This window comes from Psychromonas sp. MB-3u-54 (assembly GCF_002836415.1).
GTDB lineage: Bacteria > Pseudomonadota > Gammaproteobacteria > Enterobacterales > Psychromonadaceae > Psychromonas.
This window is the reverse complement of record NZ_PJBP01000125.1, coordinates 22,437-43,034: the sequence shown is the minus strand read 5'-3', so window position 1 is coordinate 43,034 and position 20,598 is coordinate 22,437. Positions and strand designations below refer to the sequence as shown.

The 20,598-nt window shown below is 39.9% G+C and carries 19 protein-coding genes, 1 pseudogene and 1 CRISPR repeat array; of the genes and pseudogenes, 6 read left to right on the top strand and 14 right to left on the bottom strand.

Translation table 11 applies throughout. The features are described from left to right. Positions 1 to 40: 40 nt before the first annotated feature. A CRISPR array of direct repeats spans positions 41 to 374; the repeat unit is 29 nt; unit sequence CGGTTCATCCCCGTAGGCACGGGGAACAC. A 77-nt stretch (positions 375 to 451) separates the two neighbouring features. The 8 genes from cas2e to cas3 are packed head-to-tail and all read right to left on the bottom strand — an operon-like array spanning position 452 to position 8,552. Further along, a complete protein-coding gene (cas2e, locus tag CXF72_RS09140) occupies positions 452 to 748 on the bottom strand; it encodes a type I-E CRISPR-associated endoribonuclease Cas2e (RefSeq protein ID WP_101038665.1) in 297 nt (98 codons plus the stop codon). Between the two features lie 12 nt (positions 749 to 760). Further along, positions 761 to 1,678: a type I-E CRISPR-associated endonuclease Cas1e gene (gene cas1e, locus CXF72_RS09135; protein WP_101038664.1), complete on the bottom strand. Its 918-nt coding sequence runs from the start codon at positions 1,676 to 1,678 to the stop codon at positions 761 to 763. A gap of 54 nt (positions 1,679 to 1,732) precedes the next feature. Continuing rightward, positions 1,733 to 3,253, bottom strand: a complete 1,521-nt coding sequence (locus CXF72_RS09130) for a type I-E CRISPR-associated protein Cse1/CasA (protein ID WP_101038663.1) — start codon at positions 3,251 to 3,253, stop codon at positions 1,733 to 1,735. Beyond that, the gene (gene cas5e, locus CXF72_RS09125) at positions 3,240 to 3,893 is read right to left on the bottom strand and encodes a type I-E CRISPR-associated protein Cas5/CasD (RefSeq protein ID WP_101038662.1); all 654 of its coding nucleotides are present in this window, start codon (positions 3,891 to 3,893) and stop codon (positions 3,240 to 3,242) included. The genes CXF72_RS09130 and cas5e overlap by 14 nt, the downstream gene beginning before the upstream one ends. Before the next feature lie 20 nt (positions 3,894 to 3,913). Beyond that, on the bottom strand, positions 3,914 to 5,077 hold the full coding sequence (gene cas7e / locus CXF72_RS09120; RefSeq protein ID WP_101038661.1) for a type I-E CRISPR-associated protein Cas7/Cse4/CasC: 1,164 nt from the start codon (positions 5,075 to 5,077) through the stop codon (positions 3,914 to 3,916). A 32-nt stretch (positions 5,078 to 5,109) separates the two neighbouring features. Further along, on the bottom strand, positions 5,110 to 5,541 hold the full coding sequence (locus tag CXF72_RS09115) for a type I-E CRISPR-associated protein Cse2/CasB (protein WP_101038660.1): 432 nt from the start codon (positions 5,539 to 5,541) through the stop codon (positions 5,110 to 5,112). A gap of 9 nt (positions 5,542 to 5,550) precedes the next feature. Further along, entirely contained in the window at positions 5,551 to 6,093 is a 543-nt protein-coding gene (gene cas6e, locus CXF72_RS09110) for a type I-E CRISPR-associated protein Cas6/Cse3/CasE (protein ID WP_101038659.1), read from the bottom strand. A gap of 2 nt (positions 6,094 to 6,095) precedes the next feature. Beyond that, the gene (gene cas3, locus CXF72_RS09105) at positions 6,096 to 8,552 is read right to left on the bottom strand and encodes a CRISPR-associated helicase/endonuclease Cas3 (protein ID WP_101038658.1); all 2,457 of its coding nucleotides are present in this window, start codon (positions 8,550 to 8,552) and stop codon (positions 6,096 to 6,098) included. A 384-nt stretch (positions 8,553 to 8,936) separates the two neighbouring features. Here cas3 and CXF72_RS19810 point away from each other — a divergent pair. Together CXF72_RS19810 and CXF72_RS09100 are read left to right on the top strand one after the other, a co-directional pair. Beyond that, positions 8,937 to 9,088 (top strand): annotated as a pseudogene (locus CXF72_RS19810) (YjiH family protein); the annotation flags it as partial. 46 nt (positions 9,089 to 9,134) lie between these two features. Next, positions 9,135 to 9,323, top strand: a complete 189-nt coding sequence (locus CXF72_RS09100; protein ID WP_101038657.1) for a hypothetical protein — start codon at positions 9,135 to 9,137, stop codon at positions 9,321 to 9,323. A 375-nt stretch (positions 9,324 to 9,698) separates the two neighbouring features. Here the strand turns inward: CXF72_RS09100 and CXF72_RS09095 are convergent, their stop codons facing one another. The 3 genes from CXF72_RS09095 to prmB all read right to left on the bottom strand — a co-directional run bounded on the left by CXF72_RS09095 (position 9,699) and on the right by prmB (position 12,353). Further along, positions 9,699 to 10,013, bottom strand: coding sequence for a hypothetical protein (locus tag CXF72_RS09095; RefSeq protein WP_101038656.1), 315 nt, complete (start codon positions 10,011 to 10,013; stop codon positions 9,699 to 9,701). Between the two features lie 257 nt (positions 10,014 to 10,270). Further along, positions 10,271 to 11,359 carry a chorismate synthase gene (gene aroC, locus CXF72_RS09090; RefSeq protein WP_101038655.1) on the bottom strand — a complete coding sequence of 363 codons (1,089 nt, stop codon included), beginning with the start codon at positions 11,357 to 11,359 and terminating at the stop codon, positions 10,271 to 10,273. A gap of 82 nt (positions 11,360 to 11,441) precedes the next feature. Next, entirely contained in the window at positions 11,442 to 12,353 is a 912-nt protein-coding gene (gene prmB / locus CXF72_RS09085; protein WP_101038654.1) for a 50S ribosomal protein L3 N(5)-glutamine methyltransferase, read from the bottom strand. Between the two features lie 55 nt (positions 12,354 to 12,408). On the opposite strand from prmB, the gene smrB reads away from it, so the two are divergent. After that, positions 12,409 to 12,945: an endonuclease SmrB gene (smrB, locus tag CXF72_RS09080; RefSeq protein ID WP_101038653.1), complete on the top strand. Its 537-nt coding sequence runs from the start codon at positions 12,409 to 12,411 to the stop codon at positions 12,943 to 12,945. A gap of 148 nt (positions 12,946 to 13,093) precedes the next feature. On the opposite strand, the gene CXF72_RS09075 is transcribed toward smrB, so the two are convergent. Continuing rightward, positions 13,094 to 13,309 carry a dodecin gene (locus CXF72_RS09075; RefSeq protein ID WP_101038652.1) on the bottom strand — a complete coding sequence of 72 codons (216 nt, stop codon included), beginning with the start codon at positions 13,307 to 13,309 and terminating at the stop codon, positions 13,094 to 13,096. A gap of 189 nt (positions 13,310 to 13,498) precedes the next feature. Between CXF72_RS09075 and CXF72_RS09070 the strand changes: the two genes are divergently transcribed. Beyond that, a complete protein-coding gene (locus CXF72_RS09070) occupies positions 13,499 to 15,160 on the top strand; it encodes an AMP-binding protein (RefSeq protein WP_101038651.1) in 1,662 nt (553 codons plus the stop codon). Between the two features lie 326 nt (positions 15,161 to 15,486). Continuing rightward, positions 15,487 to 17,079 carry an ABC-F family ATPase gene (locus tag CXF72_RS09065; RefSeq protein ID WP_101038650.1) on the top strand — a complete coding sequence of 531 codons (1,593 nt, stop codon included), beginning with the start codon at positions 15,487 to 15,489 and terminating at the stop codon, positions 17,077 to 17,079. Positions 17,080 to 17,322: 243 nt separating this feature from the next. Here CXF72_RS09065 and CXF72_RS09060 read toward each other — a convergent pair whose 3' ends face one another. Further along, entirely contained in the window at positions 17,323 to 18,219 is an 897-nt protein-coding gene (locus CXF72_RS09060; RefSeq protein WP_101038649.1) for a LysR family transcriptional regulator ArgP, read from the bottom strand. Positions 18,220 to 18,515: 296 nt separating this feature from the next. Between CXF72_RS09060 and CXF72_RS09055 the strand changes: the two genes are divergently transcribed. Further along, positions 18,516 to 19,136: a LysE/ArgO family amino acid transporter gene (locus CXF72_RS09055; protein ID WP_101038648.1), complete on the top strand. Its 621-nt coding sequence runs from the start codon at positions 18,516 to 18,518 to the stop codon at positions 19,134 to 19,136. A 111-nt stretch (positions 19,137 to 19,247) separates the two neighbouring features. On the opposite strand, the gene CXF72_RS09050 is transcribed toward CXF72_RS09055, so the two are convergent. After that, positions 19,248 to 20,468: a class I SAM-dependent methyltransferase gene (locus CXF72_RS09050; RefSeq protein WP_101038647.1), complete on the bottom strand. Its 1,221-nt coding sequence runs from the start codon at positions 20,466 to 20,468 to the stop codon at positions 19,248 to 19,250. Positions 20,469 to 20,598: the final 130 nt, after the last annotated feature.

Genomic DNA, 20,598 nt, shown 5'->3' with positions numbered 1-20,598 from the left:
GGGAACACTGCTGTCTGAGTTATCGGCATCAGATAAATAGCGGTTCATCCCCGTAGGCACGGGGAACACCACTTGCAGATTCGACTATGTTTGCATTCAAACGGTTCATCCCCGTAGGCACGGGGAACACAATAACGGTAAAGACGATAAATACCTAACAGACGGTTCATCCCCGTAGGCACGGGGAACACGTTAGAGAGTACAATGTCGGTTGATGGCGTGACGGTTCATCCCCGTAGGCACGGGGAACACATATTTGATCGAATAAATAACACTATTAATCACGGTTCATCCCCGTAGGCACGGGGAACACATTAGTGAGCGCCAGTTGCTTTTTCTTAACCGCGGTTCATCCCCGTAGGCACGGGGAACACTCTAAGTATATATTATTGTTTTGTAAGGATAAATAGAGTACTTCAATAATCACCGATTTTTAAAGAGCAAAAACTTTTTAATTTTCTTTGATTTCAGGTTTGAATTTTACCAATCTTAATCCGTCTAACTCAACCGGCATACGGCGATTTTCACCGTAAGTAACAAAATCAAATCCAGATTCGGTATTGGTTGACCATGCCATAACAACATTTCCATTCTCAGCAAGTTCACTAATCTGGTACCAGATCATTTCTCGTACTCGCGCTGAAACATCACCTACATAAACACCCGCTCGGACTTCTAATAACCAAACCGCTAATCTCCCCCTCAAACGAGGTGGTACAACTTCTGTTACCACTGTGACCATTGACATATTTATACCTTTTTAAGCAGTACGATGACCGTCATCGCCTATCGTTTCAGGCATAGGAATAGCGGGTGGCTGTGCATCTTCGTAAGGCTCTGGTGGTTTTATCTCTCCAGCGCCTAACACTTCCTCGATCAGTGGAATCAGCCTTTTTAAGATCTTGGTTTTTCTAAAGGCTTCCCTGCATGCAATGCGTACATCCCGATCCGGAGAGTATGTTTTTTTAGCTGCAACCTGAAAGGCGACGGGCACCACCGTTTCAAATTTTATAATATCGGAAATATCATAAACAAAACTCAAAGGTTTTCCCGTATGTAAAAATCCAATAGCAGGGGCATAACCTGCTGCTAAAATTGCTGCCTCGGTAATACCATACAAACAAGCAGTCGCGGCGCTGATACATTGATTAATGGTATCACCTTTATCCCAGTCTTTACGATCATAGCGTCGACCATGCCATTCAATTCCATACTGCTTAGCGAGTAACTGATAGGTTTTTTTTACTCTGGCCCCCTCAATTCCCCGTAATTGTTCAACACTGCGGCGTTGCGGTGCTTCGTCACCAAAACGGAGTTCAAACATCTTACGAACAACCTTTAAACGCAATTCAGCATCTAATGCCAATTTGGCTTGATAAAGTAATTTATCACTGCGCGCACCGCCAGGTTGCCCGGCTGAATAAAGCCTAACGCCCGCTTCACCCACCCAAATAAGCAACGTGCCGCAAATGCTGGCAAGTTTAATAGCTGCATGACTAACCCGAGTACCCGGCTCAAGCATGATGCATGCGATAGTGCCGACTGTGATATGCATTCGTTCACCATTTTTATCAATAACGACAAATGCTCCGTCTTTTACATCAATTTGTCCCATTCCCACAAAAATCATGGACGTTCGCGCTTTTATTGGAATGGGTTTAAGGGGAATAAATGTCACCTTTCAGACTCCTTATATTAATAGCGATACCCCTTCGATGAGGTATTCTCTTTGTTATTTTCGATAGAGTGCGCTCTCTCCTTTTACTAATGCTTTAAAGAGAGGAAGATCATGCTGATATTTTCGTTGAACTCCCATAAAGATCCGTTGCGCTTCTTGTTTTAATTCAATAACGGCTGTTTTTCTTAATTCAGTGGCTTCTTTACGTTCAACATCAAGCAGGGTTCGTTGAATAATTTGCTGAGCATTTGCCGTAAAGCGGAACATCGCATTTTTACTGGCTGATACAATGATATTTTTTTTAAATTTCACACCATCATCTTTAGAAGCTATATAAAAAGCCTTTTCCAATAATTTTTTTTGTTCAAGTCCAGAATCAATCACTTGAGTCACTTTACTTAAGTTTTTATTTAACGATGAGGGCATGGAATAAAGATCATAAACACGGCCTACTATTGATGCCTCATTTTTTGGTTTTAAAATATTTCCACCGACAAGATAATTGAATGGTTTCTTACTTATTCCTGTATCTCGATATTGAGAAATAATTGGCGCTGGTGAAATGCTGTTTTTATCTACTTCAGCCTGTGCAACCATTGCAGATAAGTCTTCCCAAGAGTTCCAATTCTGATCTCGAGCTCGCAACCCCATAAATCCATTTTCTAAATTTACCGTTGCCGTGTACGGATTAGGCCACCATCCAGCGCCTAACTCTCGAGCCTCAGAAGTTGAACCATAATTACCATTGTATTTAGAATGATGAAATTTTTTTACTATATAAGAAGATTTGTGACCACATGAATCACAAACTGAACTTTCTTCGATTACATCGAACTTGAAATGATAAGCCAATGCAAATAAACCTCGCGCTAACCCAATTTTCTGGGCTTGGTAAATTTCAACTTCTTTACCTTTTGCATTGGTTACTTTGCTACCTTTTAATGGGGTAACCCACATAAAATCATTACAAGCATCTTCATTTAAACTTGATACCTTTGTAAAATAATCAACACAAACCGTATTCATTAATATTGTTTCTTTTAAGCAACTACCAGCCATTAAAAAAGTAAGAGTACCCCCACCCTTTATTCCGGTTGAGCCCCCAACTCCCATAGCTTTCGCATGAACATTAGTCTGATAATTATAATTTAGAGCTGGCATGCAATCAGAACAAACACAAGAAAAATCATTGAGACTTGAAAACAAACCCGACGCATTTTCAGTAGAACTACTTTCTATACCTGAAATAACCTTATGAATATCAGCAGGAAAATATTTTGTATTCTCCGATGGTTTAGATTGCATAAAACAATCGTTTTCAAACCATTGGCTTTCTACTTTATCCAAGGCAGCTTCATATTGTTCAGGCGTTAATCCATTTTTTAAATAACCTTTTAGATCTTGAATTGTTGGCTGTAATACTACTGTGGAGAGTGAACTTAACAGCTGCAACATTGCCAGCTGAATTTCATCAAAATAATATTGCAGTTGGTAATTCTCATTACCGGTTAAAATAGTTTTTAAAGAGACTTTGCCTTGCGTGGTTGAAATAAAATCATCTTTAAGCAGGTTCATTCATTTCCTCCTTACCATTCTGTACTTTTGCTATTTGGCCGCAAACATAGACTGTCCGCATGGCGTATTTGCGTGGTATTGCGGTGATCAAGTCGCGCACCTGGACAATAGCCAGTTGATTTTCACCACTAACATCACTAAAAATCTGACCTTGTCCTCCATGATTCTTTAACGCGTTGGCGGGATTATCATGGTCACTCACAGTTTCAAACAACGGCCGGGTTAAGGGACACGATTTACGCCCCTGAAACAGAGTAAATTCAGGCGCTTTTACTTTATTTGTGAGTGTTTCAATGATGCCATCCTCCGCACTGATGGCAAAGGTATGCTCACTGTCACACCAGTATTCCCGATAGGTCGGTTTAACTCCCTTTTGAATTTTCCCCTGGGGACTGCGAAAGTGTTGGACTGTATGGTAATCCACCATTTTTTCACCACTCAGGTTCACTTGTACTGCAATTTTAAGCTGCTCCGAGAGCGCATAAAGCTCATTAAAATTTTCACGGGTTATCCCTATGGCGGCACCCAGAATGCCCATAATGGCTGAGCGCGTTGGAAAGTGATTTGCTCTACGGTGCACATCAAAAGTTTGCAGACCGTAGGCCGACATTCCTTCGGTTTTTAATATCAAGGTTTTCATCACACGTATCCTATGCAAACTTAAAAATGAATATCACTGATTTTGTTAACCAAATTGATTTGTTTACTTTGCGCACTATCGGTTAAATCAAGTGCTATTGCTTTTGAGTCAAGCTCATAAGCATTGGTTAGCTTTTCATAATTTTTCACTAATGCAGCTATGGAGTTTTCCATCACATCACCATTATTTTCAATCGGTTTTCTAAAGGCATTGGCAAGGGAAATCGGCTGGTTGGAATGTGTGGCCATCACAAAATCAGCTTGATTGTAGGCTGCAAATACTTTTTGCTTGGCGCTAGGTGATACCTGAGCAAAACAGCGGATCATCGTATTAATAATGGGTGTTACTTCACTCACGGTGGATTTAATGTTTTTTGCCAATAAATCAACATTGATTGACGCATAACGATAAAATACGCCCGAGCTGAATTCCGTTGTCCCTATATGTCCGGAGCCTTGCTCTGCTAAATCATCACAAGCGGTAAACCAATCTACTTCAATATCAGCGCTGTGCGTGGTTAAACTGTGCGCGACACTCATCGCGGCCTCTAAATTCCGGTTATGACAATGCGTATCCATTCTCCCCGATAGCGCGACATCAATGACCGATTTGACAGTTAAAAGTATACCTTGAAATTCAACAATCGATTTTTTGAACTTATCTTTATCTGCTTTTTTAGCTTTATCAGGTAACCCAGTAATAATTGATTCATAAAGTTCAGGGAATGATTCTTTTGCAATTATCACTAATTCTTTAAACTCAGCAGCGCTGTATGGTTGAACGGTTTTAAATATTTTTAGTTTATTCCCTGTTTTAACTTTCTCTTTTTTACCTTCATCGTTAATAACTTCAACCTCTTCATCTTCTTCTTTTATCCCAGAATCTAACGTTCCTGTCTTTATTGATAGCGCATAAATTATTTTCTCAATTTCATTTTTTTCAGAGTCTGTATTTTCCACTAAAAAATCTATCAGTTCTGAATAAAGTCTTGTACGAATAGACTTTTCAGCAACGGCTTCTCCATAAATATCGCTTTGGCGAATAGCACGCTTTAAACATTGGCTGGAAATACGACTGCGCACACTACCACCAAAAACGGCGGTTTTTTGCATGCCTGAATCATCACGATTCATCATCGATGATGGATGAGAAATAAGGGTATGAATATTAATAAACGTTGTCATGGAAAATATCCTTTGGATTAATTTGATAATAGTTAGCTAGCAGCTGGTGTATCGTTAGCTGATAAAATGAAGTTTTTTAATAGATTACGACGGGCATTGTCACCCCAAAATTGAGCTAACTTGCCGATACTTTCAAGCTTAATATTTTCGCAGCGCACTAGCTGGCGTTTTAAGTAATCAATGCCGTTATCACCACTACGCGTGATTTGAATGATTTGCGCCTCTTTTACACCCGCATTTAATAATGCATTGGCAACATTCACGCCTGGCTGATCATCACTTATTTTAAGGCCAACCAATAAATACAAAATACGCTGTGTTTGCTGTGTATCTTTCGCGCCACTGAATTTTAACACTCGAAAATATGCTGGAGAATCAGCCAGTTTTTTTAAATTACAGCGTTTTAAATCTGCCTTATCGCCATTACTTAGTAACTGATAAGCTTTATATATTCTTTGATACATACCCTGTCCTTATTGTGTACGGGCAAGTGATAGCAAACCTGCTCCCGCATGTTTTTTACGGCCAATTCCCATCACCAATGCACGCTGAATTTGTTCACTATCGGTTACCTGTAAAATGCCTTCAAAGCAGACAAAGCGACTGTTGTATGATTTTTTACTGCGCACCATCACGTTATCCATGGCCGTCACGGTAGCATTAGCTCCACTAAGCTTTCGCTGTAGCCACTCTACCTGTTCATCAGGCTCTTTTATTTCTATTACTTTTTTACCTTGGCTTAAGCACTTTGTCGGGTAAGCCAGCAGTTTGAATTTATAAAATGCATCTTGCTTAATCTCAGCCAAAAATGACTTACTGGCTAACACCTTGGCTTGTTCGCTGCTTTTAGGCTCGGTGCTTGATTGCAGCAAAACTTTACACGATTGGCGATCCGCCACTTCAACCCGAAATAAATGATCACGCTTCCGATCCGCCACATTCGCAAACAAACTCCAAATAGCTTGATGCTGCTCATAAGTGTCATGCGTATTGAGCATCACCTGTGATAAATACATAGTTAACTCCCTGCTGTTAATTCATCGTTGAGATCGGCCGTTAGAAACCCCATCTCGTTATAAATAATATCTTTGCCCACTACCGCCTTATAGCAGTAATAGCGTTCGTCTTTTATCCCTTTGGCATGTTTTTTTGCTAATGCGACGGTACTGTTTTCTCGGTCTTGCTGCTCGTTAAAATCCCCACCGTGTAATAAACTACCGTCTTCATTAAACAGCACTACGGTTGCACTCATTTCACCATCTCGGGTTAATAATGCGCAGCGCGGATCAACATCATTAAGTGGTTTTGATTGCAGCTTGCTTAAAGAGCGAGCGGTATAATTACTACCATCGGCTTTAATGTCGTACTCCTCAGCCACTAAAGTTAAAACTTCTGGCTCTTCTGGATAAGCTTGCTCTTCATGAACATAATTTATCGCCTCTCGGTAGCAATCAGGAAAATGTAACAATGGATGTTGATTTAGATATTGCTCGGTGCGATAAAGTAAGCGGCTATTTTGATAAACATATCCGCTGCCTTGGTAATGATGCTTTAATTGCTCACTCGATGTCAGATCCGTTATTTTCTCATTGGGTAATAAAGTGATAAACAAAGGTGCTTTAATACAACTTGCCCGCGGACATAAACCACTCCCTATACGCTCATGCCGCCATAATCGGCCCATGCGCTGCATCAAAAATTCAATAGGTGCGATTTGACTAATTAGCACATCAAAATCTAAATCAAGTGATTGTTCTATTACTTGAGTGGCAATAAGTAGTCGTCCCGTGCGTTTAGCATTTTTATCATAATTTTCAAGCACCTGATCTTCTCGTTTTTTCCTATCGTTAAAGGTAAAACGTGCATGAAACAATTCTATTTTCAGTTCTGGATTTGCTATTTTAAGCTGGTGATATAACCGCTGTGCATCTTTTACTGTATTGCAAATAACTCCAACCATAGCCCCATGTGATACCCAATCAATCATCTTTTTTCGCTGATTAACACTGGGTAATAGATTATCGCTGCACCATGTTTTTAAAGTGATCGTTTTGTTAGTTGCTTGCTTAGGTAAGGTAAATTCTTGGGTATTAGCAAATAAGTCAGTATGGCTAACAAGTGGATACGCATTATTAAGTGATTTCCCTTTATAAGTTGAAAGTAGTTTTTCTTTTAGCGTATTAGGCAATGTAGCGGAAAGTAAAATCACACTTGAATAGGCTTGATGCTGCCCTTTTAACACTTGTTCGATAAGGCCCAACATATAGGCATCAAAACTGTGAATTTCGTCAAGCACCAACACTGATTTTCGCGTACCAAAAGAACGGACAAATTGATGGCGAATACCCAGCACGCCCATCAGAATTTGATCTATGGTTGCCACTGACATTGAGCCTAAGAAAGCACGTTTATTTGATTGCTGTAAAAAACCGCTTTCATCTGACATCAAATATTTAGATTTACCATGCGCAAGTGTCGTTTTTGTATCAGGAAATAATTTCTTTGCAGCATCTCCCACGCGAGAAAATAGACCATTGGCGGTTGCCTGTGTGGGTAAGCCAAATACCACTCCATCTGCAAGCCCGGCTTCAATAAGAGAGGACGCATAAGCTAACGCAAATTCGGTTTTACCCGATCCGGTATCCGATTCTACTAAGGTAAGTCCCGCTTTTAATGGCATCTCACTCAATAATGTTTGAATGCCGCGAGGACGATACTCGTTAAATAAATAAGCAAAACCTGCCCCCTGTGATTTTTCAATCATGCCTGTATCGACGAGTGCTTTTCTTGCTCGGAGTAAGGTCTCTTGATAATACTGCTGTAAATTAATAGATGGATCAGTTGTGAAATTAGTGATCGATGACCCCACCCAATCCGCAACACTGCACAAACCCGCCAACATGGGAATATCACCGACATCGGGAACTTCTTTTAACTGACAAAAATCAAGACTGAACTCAACCCACTCTTTTCGAGCTTGTTCATCTAACTCTAGCAGCTCGTCATCCGCATCTGGATCATGGTATGGCTGAGAGGTATCACAATAACCGTGATGGCCCGCCACCGCTTTCATTGCTTCATTGGTATCGAACATCTCGCTAAATTGCCGATAACCGCAGGAGCCATGCGAGTAATAGGTTGGATCAGGGTCAACTTCCCAATCATCACCTTGTAATATTTGACGAATATCTTCACGGAAGTTTTGAAAGCGCGCATCAAACTTTCCTAAATCATGCAATAGGATAAAAAACAAGCTAATACGCTTTGCCTGTTCTCGAGTAGATTTTAAATACCAAGACATTTGTGATAACAGAGTATTTGACTCTTCTAACCAGATATCAGCCACTGCAGTCACATCAAGACAATGAAAAACCAATAAATGATAGTCTGCACTATCCTCAGTATTTTCATCTTTCTTAGCCTTGCCCCAGTATTTAAAATAACTTTTCAAATCCGACGGTGATAAATCTTTCATCTATGTCCTCCTTGACTACGCTCAGCCTATTCGTAAAATTTTCTATACCCATTAGGTCGCTTGCGTTGAATTGACCTGCGCACAGTATTATTTGGAATGTTTTTTTGGGGTCGCCATTATTTCACTATTACTTTATCTTTCTGTGATCATAAAAACAAAATAACAAATAATTAATCTTCTATCAATACTTCTGTTTTAACTAAGTATTTAAAATTAATGGGTTTTTAGTGCTTTTAGTGCTTCAGTCAAAAAAATGAATAATAGTCTCCATTTTCTATATTAATCATTAGACTAAAAAAGATGCGCAGCTTTATATAACGCAAAGCTAATAAATACAGCCCAAAAACAGGGCTGCATCTATTTGGACTGGCATTGCATTTGAAAGTTGTAGACGATCTGCCGCCGGGGCTATTTTGTATGCTTATTTTCGCCGGAATGTTACTGCCCCTTTTATTGAACTTTGAGCTGTTCGGCACTTTATTAAAAAGGTGATGCCCCCTCTTCCGGGTAGCAGTGCGATTGATTGCATCGCATCCTAGTTAGGCGACGGCTGTTTGTATTGCAGATACTTGGCAAGCTAGAGTGATTTTTTATCAACACCCTAAAGGTTTTATCTTCTCTTTAATTGATCCCGCGCTTTATCTAATGGGAACCTTGTTGTCCGTTTATTGGGCTCGTTGGGAGATAGAACAAAACTGCGGTGAACTAAAAAATAGCCAAATTAATGGGCAGGTCAGATTACGCAGTCGTTTTCCGAAAGGGGTTGGATAATTATATTGTGTACGCGGAATTATAATAGGAGGCTTTACTCTGTAGCGCTACGCTCTGTGGTAGCCCCTTTAAGTTTGTTACAAAAAATCCCCAGAAAAAGACGACTTATGCGAGAAGACGTTAAGCATTTCATTATGCCTAAAAAGAGAAAACAGCGAACATTTACACGTTCAGTGCTTTCTCTACTATCAATATATCTGCTGATATATAAGTCTAAAATTGCTTAACCGAACGGCATTATAAAATAACCTTAGGGCTTTTTGATGAGGACTTAACAAAAAAAGATATCACGGTACGGGGGGTTCTGCATTAAAAAAGAGTCGTTATCCTTGCTGACTCTTTTCAATTTAGGAAAGAAAGACGACCAGGCAACTTTTACTCCTCATCTTGCGGAATTAATAAAGGCGTTGTATAACCGCAGGCAGAACAATGCCCTTCATTTCCGTAACTTGCTGCTGTAAAAGAATGTTTATGACATTCGGGACAGGGATCTAAAAATAAAAGCCCCGCTATTCGCTGAGCAAAATTACGACTATCTTCTATTTTGGGGTTTTTATTAACCATAAAATATCTCCCAAATATAACATTTGCACTGCTCAATATCTTATTGATACCGTAAAAGTCAAACGCAAAAGAAGATGGCCTGTCTTTACCTATCAATTTTAATTTAAAATGAGCACCAATCGACACTATCGGTTCTTTATACTCTTTGTGGAAGCGAGTAACAATGTAAAGTTGAAAGTTAAATACGGCCATTATTTATCGGTAATAAGACCCGACGCATTGAAAATTTTAAATATTCACGGCTAAAGCAACGGGATGATTTTCTACTCTGGGCTCGATCGTAATGCGGGAAAGTATCAACTAATAAAAAAACCACTTGCAGAGGCATCCGCAAGTGGTTTTTTATATAATACCGATCATTCAATTAGTGGCGTTGTGGCTACTTATTTAATAAAAGGTGTATTGGTTGTCACATGCAGGTTCTGCGCACGATGACGCAATAGATGGTCAAGTAAGGTAATGGCCATTTGTGCTTCTGCAATGGGCACAGCGCGAATACCGACACAGGGATCGTGACGCCCTTTGGTTATCATCGTAGTCGCTTCGCCATCGGTGGTAATAGTGCGACCGGGGATAGTTAAACTGGATGTGGGTTTTAGAGCGATATGGGCGATAATGTCCTGACCCGTTGAAATTCCGCCTAATATGCCGCCCGCATGGTTTGATAAAAAACCACCCGGGGTCATTTCATCACGATGCTCGGTCCCTTTTTGCTGAACAGCTGCAAAACCGTCTCCAATTTCAACACCTTTGACCGCATTAATACTCATTAATGAGTGTGCGAGCTCTGCATCTAAACGATCAAATACCGGCTCGCCCAGACCAACGGGCACACTCGATGCAACCACGGTGACTTTCGCCCCAACGGAGTTACCCTCTTTAATCAGGGCTTTCATATAATCTTCAAGCTGCGTAATTTTAGACAGATCAGGAAAGAAAAAGGGATTTTTTTCAACTTCATTCCAGTCAATTGAATCCGCTTTAATATCACCTAACTGACTTAAATAACCACGAATCACAATACCAAACTGTTCGTTTAAATATTTTTTAGCAATTGCACCGGCGGCAACACGCATTGCAGTTTCGCGCGCAGAAGAACGACCACCACCCCGATAATCGCGGTGTCCAAATTTTTGATGGTAAGTGTAATCGGCATGACCAGGACGAAACAGATCCTTAATTTCAGAATAATCCTTGGAACGCTGATCGGTATTTTCAATCATTAAACCGATACTGCTGCCGGTTGTTTTACCTTCAAAAACACCGGAAAGAATCTTAACCTGATCCTTTTCCTGACGCATTGTTGTATAACGTGACTGCCCCGGACGACGTCGGTCTAAATCATGCTGCAGATCAGCTTCACTGATTTCTAAATTCGGTGGAATACCATCCACAATACAACCTATTGCTGCACCGTGACTTTCGCCAAAGGTGGTGACTTTAAAAAGTTGACCAATACTGCTGCCCGCCATAATTATTTCCCGTTTTTAAATTGTACAAAACTGCAGATCATTAAAATTTGCAGCAGTTAATCTGAAATATCATTGACAAAAATTAAATCTTAATATTATCAAGTTGTGCTTTGGTTAATACAAACACACCATGCCCGCCCGCTTCAAACTCAATCCAGGTAAAGGGAATGTCAGGGTAAGCTTCTTGAAGGTGGACTTGGGAATTACCGACTTCTACACATAACACACCGTCTTCATTTAATTTTGAACTTGCCTGAGACAACATCTTACGTACCAAATCTAAACCATCCGCGCCACAAGCTAAGCCTAATTCGGGTTCGTGTTTATATTCTCCCGGTAAATTGTCCATATCCTGTGCATCCACATAGGGAGGATTAGACACAATAAGATCATATTTTTCGTTTTCAATGCCAGAAAAAAGATCCGATTGAATAGGGAAAACCTGTTGCTCAAGACCGTGACCCTGAATATTAATTTCAGCGACGTCCAATGCGTCTTCTGAAATATCAACGGCATCCACTTCGGCTTCCGGAAATGCGTAGGCGCAAGCGATCGCAATACAGCCGCTTCCGGTACATAAATCTAATATACGTTTGGGAGACTCAGTCACCCAAGGTGCAAAATGCGCTTCAATTAATTCAGCAATCGGTGAACGGGGAACCAGCGTACGTTCATCAACATAGAACTCCAATCCGGCAAACCAGGCTTTATTGGTTAAGTATGCAACCGGAATACGCTTTTCAATGCGCACAACAATCCTGTCCACCAGCATTTCACGTTCACGACGTGTTAAACGCGCATCAAGAATCGTCGGTTTACTGTCTAGGGGTAAATGCAATGAAGGTAAAATAAGCTGTATGGCTTCATCCCAGGCATTATCCGTACCATGCCCGTAAAAAAGTTCTGCGCGATTAAATTCTGTCGCCGCCCAGCGCAAGATATCCTGAACTGTTCGCAGTTCATTTATTGCTTCATCTTTAAAAATCGTGTCCAATTTATGCTCCAATTAAGGTAAACTCGTCGGCATACAAAACAGCGCAGGAAAGACCATGACTAATAATAATAAAAATGATGATTTTTCACTGTTTAGTGCAGAGTTTTCAGGTATTAAAAAATTACCACAGGATACCATAATACTGCCGACTAAAAATATGAAGAAAAGGCAGATCCTGAAAAAAATCCGTGAGGAATCATTTGAAACAAGTCATTTTTCCGATGGTTTTGAACCCCTTCTGGCAGAAGAGGGACCCGTACGTTATAAACGCCAGGATGCTGAAAAATATTTGTTTAAGCAATTACGGCGCGGTGACTTTTCACCTGAAATTATTTTAGATTTACACGGCTTAACCCAAGATGAAGCTAAACGTGAATTGGGTGCACTGATTACCTGCTGTAAAAAAGAGGGATTATATTGCTGCAGTGTTATGCACGGTGTTGGTAAAAACATTTTGAAGAAAAAGGTACCATTATGGTTGGCCCAGCATCCGGGTATTTTAGCTTTCCATCAAGCCCCATTAGAGTTTGGCGGACACGGGGCTTTATTAGTGCTAATAGAACTTGAGGACTGGCAAAAACGCGAGTATTAAAAATAATGGCGGCGGTGTGGTAAATAAAAATTCAGTTTCTATTAAACCTAACGCAGTATCACCAGATTAGAGAGTCAGGTTAGATCTTCAAGTTACATAATATTAGAATATAAAGTGTTTATAACCTTAAAGCCCTTTCACATTAAGCTTAACTATGTTCTATTTTAAAGCCTATTTTAATGGTTACCTGAAAGAGCCCTACTTTGCCATCAACAATATGCCCACGCGTGTCGACAACTTCAAACCAATCCATATTTTTAATGGTCTTCCGACATTGTTCAATGGCATTGCTGATCGCATCTTCTATACTGATTTTAGATGAACCAACCATTTCAATTTTTTTGTAAATTTGGTGTTTAGACATATGAACCTCCTGTATTTTAAAAACTAATTCCTAAAACTAACCAAAACTATAGTTGAATAACAAGCAGCTTGCCAAGGCGAATGATCCAATGAAATTTATGTTACTCACATTATGAATACTCATTTTAAACCTGCATCTTGTCGCTCGTTAGTTATAATAAAAAATCCACTACTCAACTAAGGCGACCCAATGACGCTCACCGATAAAGCTTGGTATAAAAGCTACCCCAGTGATGTCCCTCACGACATTAATATTACTGAGTTCGATAATTTATTATCCTTGTTTGAACATTGCTGCGAAAAATACGCGGATAATATTGCCTTTATCAATATGGGTCATTCACTCACTTATCAACAGTTAGATTTAAAGAGTAAAGCCTTTGCATCCTATTGCCAAAACACACTTTTGCTGCAACCGGGCGAAAGGATTGCATTGATGATGCCCAATCTGCTGCAGTATCCAATTGCATTATTTGGTGCATTACGGGCGGGACTGGTGGTGGTTAATATTAATCCTCTGTATACCCCAAGAGAGCTCCGCCACCCGTTAAAAGATTCGGGTGCAACCGCTATTGTGGCGGTCACCAATTTTGGTAACAGTCTGCAGCAGGTGCTAGCAGATACCGAGATTAAACATATTATTTTAACCCGCATTGGTGATCAATTATCCCCCTACAAACGCAGCTTAGTTAATTTTGTGGTTAAATATATTAAGAAAATGGTGCCTAAATATTACCTGCCATCGGCTATTTCAATGCGCAGAGTATTAACCCAGGGCGCATTACAGCGTTATCTTCGGCCGACTGTTTTACCTACAGATATCGCATTTTTACAATACACGGGTGGCACGACCGGTATTGCTAAAGGGGCCGTATTGACCCATCAAAATATTATTGCCAATGTGCTGCAGGTTTTCGCCCATTTTGGCCCGAGAACCTTGTTGAATAAAGAAAAAGCGGTGACACCTTTACCGCTTTACCATATTTTCGCCAATACCGTCAGTATGATGATGCTGATGTTTATGGGCGGGCAAAATCTTCTGATAACTAATCCGAGAGATATCAAAAGTTTCGTAAAAGATTTACAAAAATACCCTTTCACTATGCTATTTGGCTTAAATACACTGTTAAACGCGCTATTAAAAACCCCCTCTTTCAGAGCACTGGACTTTAGCCAGGCGCGCATTGTTATTGCCGGCGGGATGGCAACCCAAAAAAAGATCGCTGCCGAATGGGAAGCATTGACCGGCATGACTATTATCGAAGGTTACGGGCTAACGGAATGTTCACCCGTTGTAGCCGGTGGCGTTCATACGCAGGAAAGTTTTCAGGCAAATATTGGAGTGCCACTTCCGAGTACTGAGATGCGGATTGCCGATGTTAACGATAACCCGCTTACGGTCGGTGAAATTGGTGAAATACAGATTAAAGGCCCGCAGGTGATGCCCGGTTACTGGCGACAACCGCAAGAAAGCGAGAATGCTTTTACTCAGGATGGTTTTTTTAAAAGCGGTGATATTGGGCAAATGGATGATCGCGGTTTTTTCACCCTGGTGGATCGCAAAAAAGATATGATCTTAGTCTCCGGGTTTAATGTTTATCCTTCTGAAATTGAAGAGGTGGCAGTACTTCATTCGAATATCATTGAAGCAGCGGCTATTGGTGTCCCTGATGAAATAATCGGTGAAAAAATAAAGTTATTCTATGTTAGCGATATTTCTTTAAGCCATAAAGAAATCCGATCTCACTGTAAAAAATATCTGACTGGTTATAAAATTCCGCGTTTGTTTGAACAAAGAGATGCACTGCCTAAAAGTAATGTCGGCAAGATACTGCGTAAGGATCTTAGGTAAATAATCTTAAACGCTCCTTTTGCTAGCCGGTACAAACCGGCAATCCCCATAACAAATAAAAGTTCAAGGATAATAAATCCCAAAACAACTGTTTGCGCAGACGGTAAAAGGAAAAAATGGCAATGACTTATTATTCAGCAACTAAATTTAGTCATTGAAATTTAAATAGTTTTATTATTTTGCTTATTTATTATTCGTTTTTAAAGACGAAGTGTAATGCGGTTAACACTTTTCACTGGTATACTCTGCGACCAAATATTATAAGGTAATGTTTTTATATAACTTACCTTTGAGTTTAAAGAATTTTAACGTGGAGTGAACAAATTATCATTAGTACAGCTAACATCACTATGCAGTTCGGCGCTGAGCCTTTGTTTGAAAACATTTCAGCTAAATTTAGTAAGGGCAACCGCTATGGTTTAATTGGCGCGAATGGTTGCGGCAAATCTACTTTTATGAAAATCCTCAGTGGAGAGCAGGCACCAAGCTCAGGTAATGTCTCTCAAGCAGTCGGGCTTAAAGTGGGTATTTTAAGCCAGGATCAATTTGCGTTTGAGCAATATAATGTTATTGACGTTGTTATAATGGGCGATCTTGCATTATGGAAAGTTAAACAAGAACGTGATCGTATCTACGCAAAAGCTGAAATGACCGAAGCCGATGGTATGGCCGTTGGTGAATTGGAAAGTGAATTTGCTGAAATGGATGGTTACACCGCAGAAAGTCGTGCCGGTGACATTTTGTTATCCGCGGGTATTGAAGAAGAGTTTCATTTTGGCCTGATGCAGCAAGTTGCACCGGGTTGGAAATTACGCGTATTACTGGCACAAGCACTGTTTGCTAACCCCGACCTGTTGCTGCTTGATGAGCCTACCAACAACCTGGACATCAATACTATTGACTGGTTATCGGGCGAGCTTAATCAACGTAAATGTACCATGATAATTATTTCCCATGACCGCCATTTTTTAAACTCTGTCTGTACGCATATGGCCGATATTGATTACGGTGAATTACGTATTTACCCCGGTAATTACGAATACTTCATGGCCGCAGCAGGTTTGATTCGTGAACAATTATTGGCAGAAAACTCCAAGAAAAGTGCTGAAATCAACGAATTGCAGGACTTTGTGAATCGCTTTGGGGCCAACGCCTCTAAAGCAAAACAGGCGAGTTCACGCGCTAAAAAAATGGATAAAATCAAACTTGATGAAGTTAAAGCATCAAGTCGTATGTCACCTTCATTGAGTTTTCCTGAGGGTAAAAGAATGCATCGCCAGGCGTTAATTCTGGAAAATATTGGTCATGGTTTTGATGATCAAATGCTATTTGAAGGCGGCGAACTGATTTTAGAAGCAGGCGCAAAATTAGCCGTTATCGGTGAAAACGGTGTGGGTAAATCCACTTTTCTGCGTTGTTTAGTGAATGAACTGCAAAACAAAGAAGGTGTGGTTAAGTGGTCTGAAAATGCATCTGTCGGTTATTGCCCGCAGGACAGTACTGCAGACTTTGATAATGACTTAAATCTGTTTGACTGGATCTCACAGTGGCGCACTATTAAACACGATGATCTTATCGTGCGGGGTATGTTGGGCCGTTTATTATTTACCGCCGATGATTCCAATAAGAAAGCCAGAAATTGTTCCGGTGGTGAAAAAAATCGCCTTCTATTTGGCAAGTTAATGATGCAGGATATTAATGTATTAGTGATGGATGAACCGACTAACCACATGGATATCGAAGCGATTGATGCCTTAAATGATGCCCTGAAAGTTTATCAAGGTACCTTGATTTTTGTCAGTCATGACCGCAAATTTGTTTCATCATTAGCGACGCGTATTGTTGATATTAAGGATAATAAACTGGTTAACTTCCAGGGTACTTATAATGAGTATATTGCTAATCAACGTACGGCTTAATAAAGTAACATTGAAATAAAATTAAAAAGCACAGTCAGTTTTTTCTGACTGTGCTTTTTTGTTTATAGCAAAGAAATTAATAAATCGATCAAGTGTTATACCAAAGAAATTAAATTATGATCTTAATTAATGGAATGGGGTTTATGTTATCGGTAGAGTGCATTCTATGCACCGTAAGCAGCGGCAATCGGTGCTGAAGCACACCCTACGAGATACTTCAAATAACCATCAACAGACTTATTATTAGTTTTCTAAAACTTGTCGCCCGTAAGCCACTATTTCCTGCGAAATTTGTTTATTTAACCCTTTCACTAATACCCAACTGTGCCAGTAAAGTGTTTCGCTTAATCGATACTTTGGACAGAGATTAATAAGTTCCCCGTCGGCCAGCTCCCTTTCTATCTGCAATTGTGGAATTAAACAGCAAGCTAAACTGCGTTTTGCCAAATCGACAAAGGCTTCCGATGAGCTTATTTTATGGCTGGAGTATTCGCTGGCATCCAAGTCAAAGTGTTTATTCATAAAATCCTGGTGCATATTATCTCTATAATCATAGTTCATGCTCGGGGCCATTTTTAAGCTTTCCTTATTAACCCCCTGACTGAAATATTGCTGTCGAAAATCCTTTGAGGCAACTAATATATAATTCATGCCTCCCAGTTTAAAAGAGCGATAACCGGGCAGAGGCGACTCTATATTCATCACGGCACCAACCGCTTGCCCAGAGCGTAACTTATTCAGGGTTTCTGCCCCATTAGCGGTTATTAAATTCATTTCAATAAGATATTTTTTTAAAATAGGTGCCATCGCATCAAGAAACCAAGTAGCAATGCTGTCCGCATTGACCGCTAAAGATATTTTTACCGGGTGACTCGGTATAGCGGGGAATAAATCGGTTATTAAATCATTTTCTAACTGCTGTACCATTTTATAATGACTTAACAGCTTTTCACCGGCAGCGGTCACCCTAATAGGATGCCCGCGAATAACCAATGGTTGACCGACCTTCTCTTCCAAATTTTTCAGGCGCAATGAAATTGCAGGCTGGCTGATAAACAGCTTTTTAGCAGCAAGCTCAAAACCTTGCTGTTCAACCACCGCATTTAATGCAGATAATAGTTTGTAATCTAAATTCATCATAAGCCAAACTTATATATCATAAATATTATTCATTATACTTATATGGTTAAAGCGTGCAAAATTCTGCCTCACATAAATAACCTCAACTCGGGATAATGAAAGCGTAATAATATTCAATCTCATATTGTTACACTTTTATATTATACAGTGCCGTTAGTTTTGTGTAGTTCAAGGCAAATTATCAACGCAATAGCGGGCTATTGTTAGATGATTTAACACAGAAATACGCGAAAATAACGGTATTGTATCGTTTTGCTTATCCCGTGCTGAGGTTAACCATAAGGGGTTTAAATAAAATGAGTTTAATATTGTTAGCAAAAGGATTTGCCCTTGGGATCAGCATGATTCTTCCACTTGGAAGTCAAAATGCAATGATGCTAAATCAGGGAATTAATCGTAATCATCATTTATTAACCGCATCATTTTTTGCGTTGTCTGATATTTTATTAATTACCTTTGGAGTGATGGGTGGCAGCTTTCTATTAGCCAGTAATGAAATAATGTTTGATTTGTTAACCTGGGGCGGCATACTTTTTTTATGCAGTTACGCTGCAATGTCAGTCAAAGCGGCCTTTAGCGGGACAACGGATAGTGCCTCTGGCAGATCGGCAAAAAAGTCGTTAAAAATAGTTTTAATCAGCAGCTTTCTAGTCACCTTTTTAAACCCGCATGTGTACATTGATATGCTTATGATCATCGGCAGTGTTGGCGGGCAATATCAGGGCAGCAATAAAATATACTTTATGCTTGGGCTTATGTCTGCATCGGTTTTTTGGTTTTTCACCTTAGCAATAGGGGCCGCTAAATTGTCGAAACAACTCAGTAAACCCCATATCAAAGGTGCAATTGATATTACTGTCGCGATCATTATGTTTGCAATTGCCTGGTCATTATTGACCACTTGGTTAGCAGGATAATGGTGCTGCGGGATATCAATGGCTGCTTTTCTGATGACTGAAAAGGTAATAACCCCCGTTTTTAATCAAAACGGGGGTTATTTAAATTATCAAAAAAAATTAACTCGCTCATTAATTGCTGCTGCTTTCATTCAATAAGGTTTCAAGGCAATGTTCTTTAATACCATAAAACGCTTTTATGTCAGCGATCTGTTTAAGTATTTCAATGCTTTCCTTGCCCTTGTGTTGATTCTTTTTAACGGCCAAAATCATTTTATTTTTATTGGTATGCTCAAGGCTGATAAATTCAAACACTTTAGTTGTATAACCATGTGCTTCTAAAAATAGTGCACGTAGCGAATCAGTCACCATTTCCGCTTGTAGCCCCATATGCACACCATACTGCAGCATAGGTTTGAATAATTCAGGGCTGTGCATTTGCGGGCGAATCTGTTTATGACAACATGGCGAACACATAATAATGCCGGCATTAGCGCGAATACCATAATGAATGGCATAATCCGTCGCAATATCACAGGCATGCAGCGCAATCATCACATCGGTTTGTTTGGGTGCATGGGTTTTTACATCTCCGCAAACAAAGGACAAACCCTCATGATCCAGTGTGGCAGCCGTTTCATTACATAAATCGGCTAGCCCCTGACGTAATTCAACCCCTATTACCTGGGCATTATTATGCAGGCTATGGCGTAAATAGTCATGAATGGCAAAGGTTAAATATCCCTTACCCGAGCCAAAATCAACCACCTTAATAGGCTGATCACTCGCTTGCGGTGAGACGCTCAAAGCCTGGCTAAAAACCTCAATAAATTTATTGATCTGTTTCCATTTTCGCGACATGGCGGGAATAAGATTATGCTGCTTGTCTGTGACTCCAAGCATCCTTAAAAATGGACGATTAATATCCACGAAACGTTTCTTTTCCCTGTCATGCTGTAACTGACTGCTAGCCGTTTCTGTGACTTTACCACTCGCTTCTTTGACTTTATGAGTCGTTATGTTGATTTTACCTTTTTTGCTGATTTCCAACTGCGTTTCAACGGATTCTGCAGATAAGTAGGCACTTTTAAAATCATCGTTTAACAACAACTTAATGGCCGCTATCCCTTCCTCATAAGAATAATTTTTAGTAATATCATTAGTTTGATGACGGTAAACAAAAGACAAGACAGGCGCGTTTTGTAATATGACAGGGCGAACGGTAATACGTTGTAAGCTCTTATCATTACCTCTATATTTGCTTAATAACAGTTTTGTCAGACTATTATTTTCAAGGCTTTCGGCCAATAGTTGGTAAAAATCATCAAAAGAATGGAGGGTAGAATGAGACATAAAGTTTTCCGGGAAAGTGCAAAAGGGTAAATAGAGTGCCTATATTAACAGTTATCTGCGCTTAATAATAAATTTCTTGGCTTTTGAGTAAAAGGACTTAACGCTGCGCTTTCAGGCTTAACCACAAGCA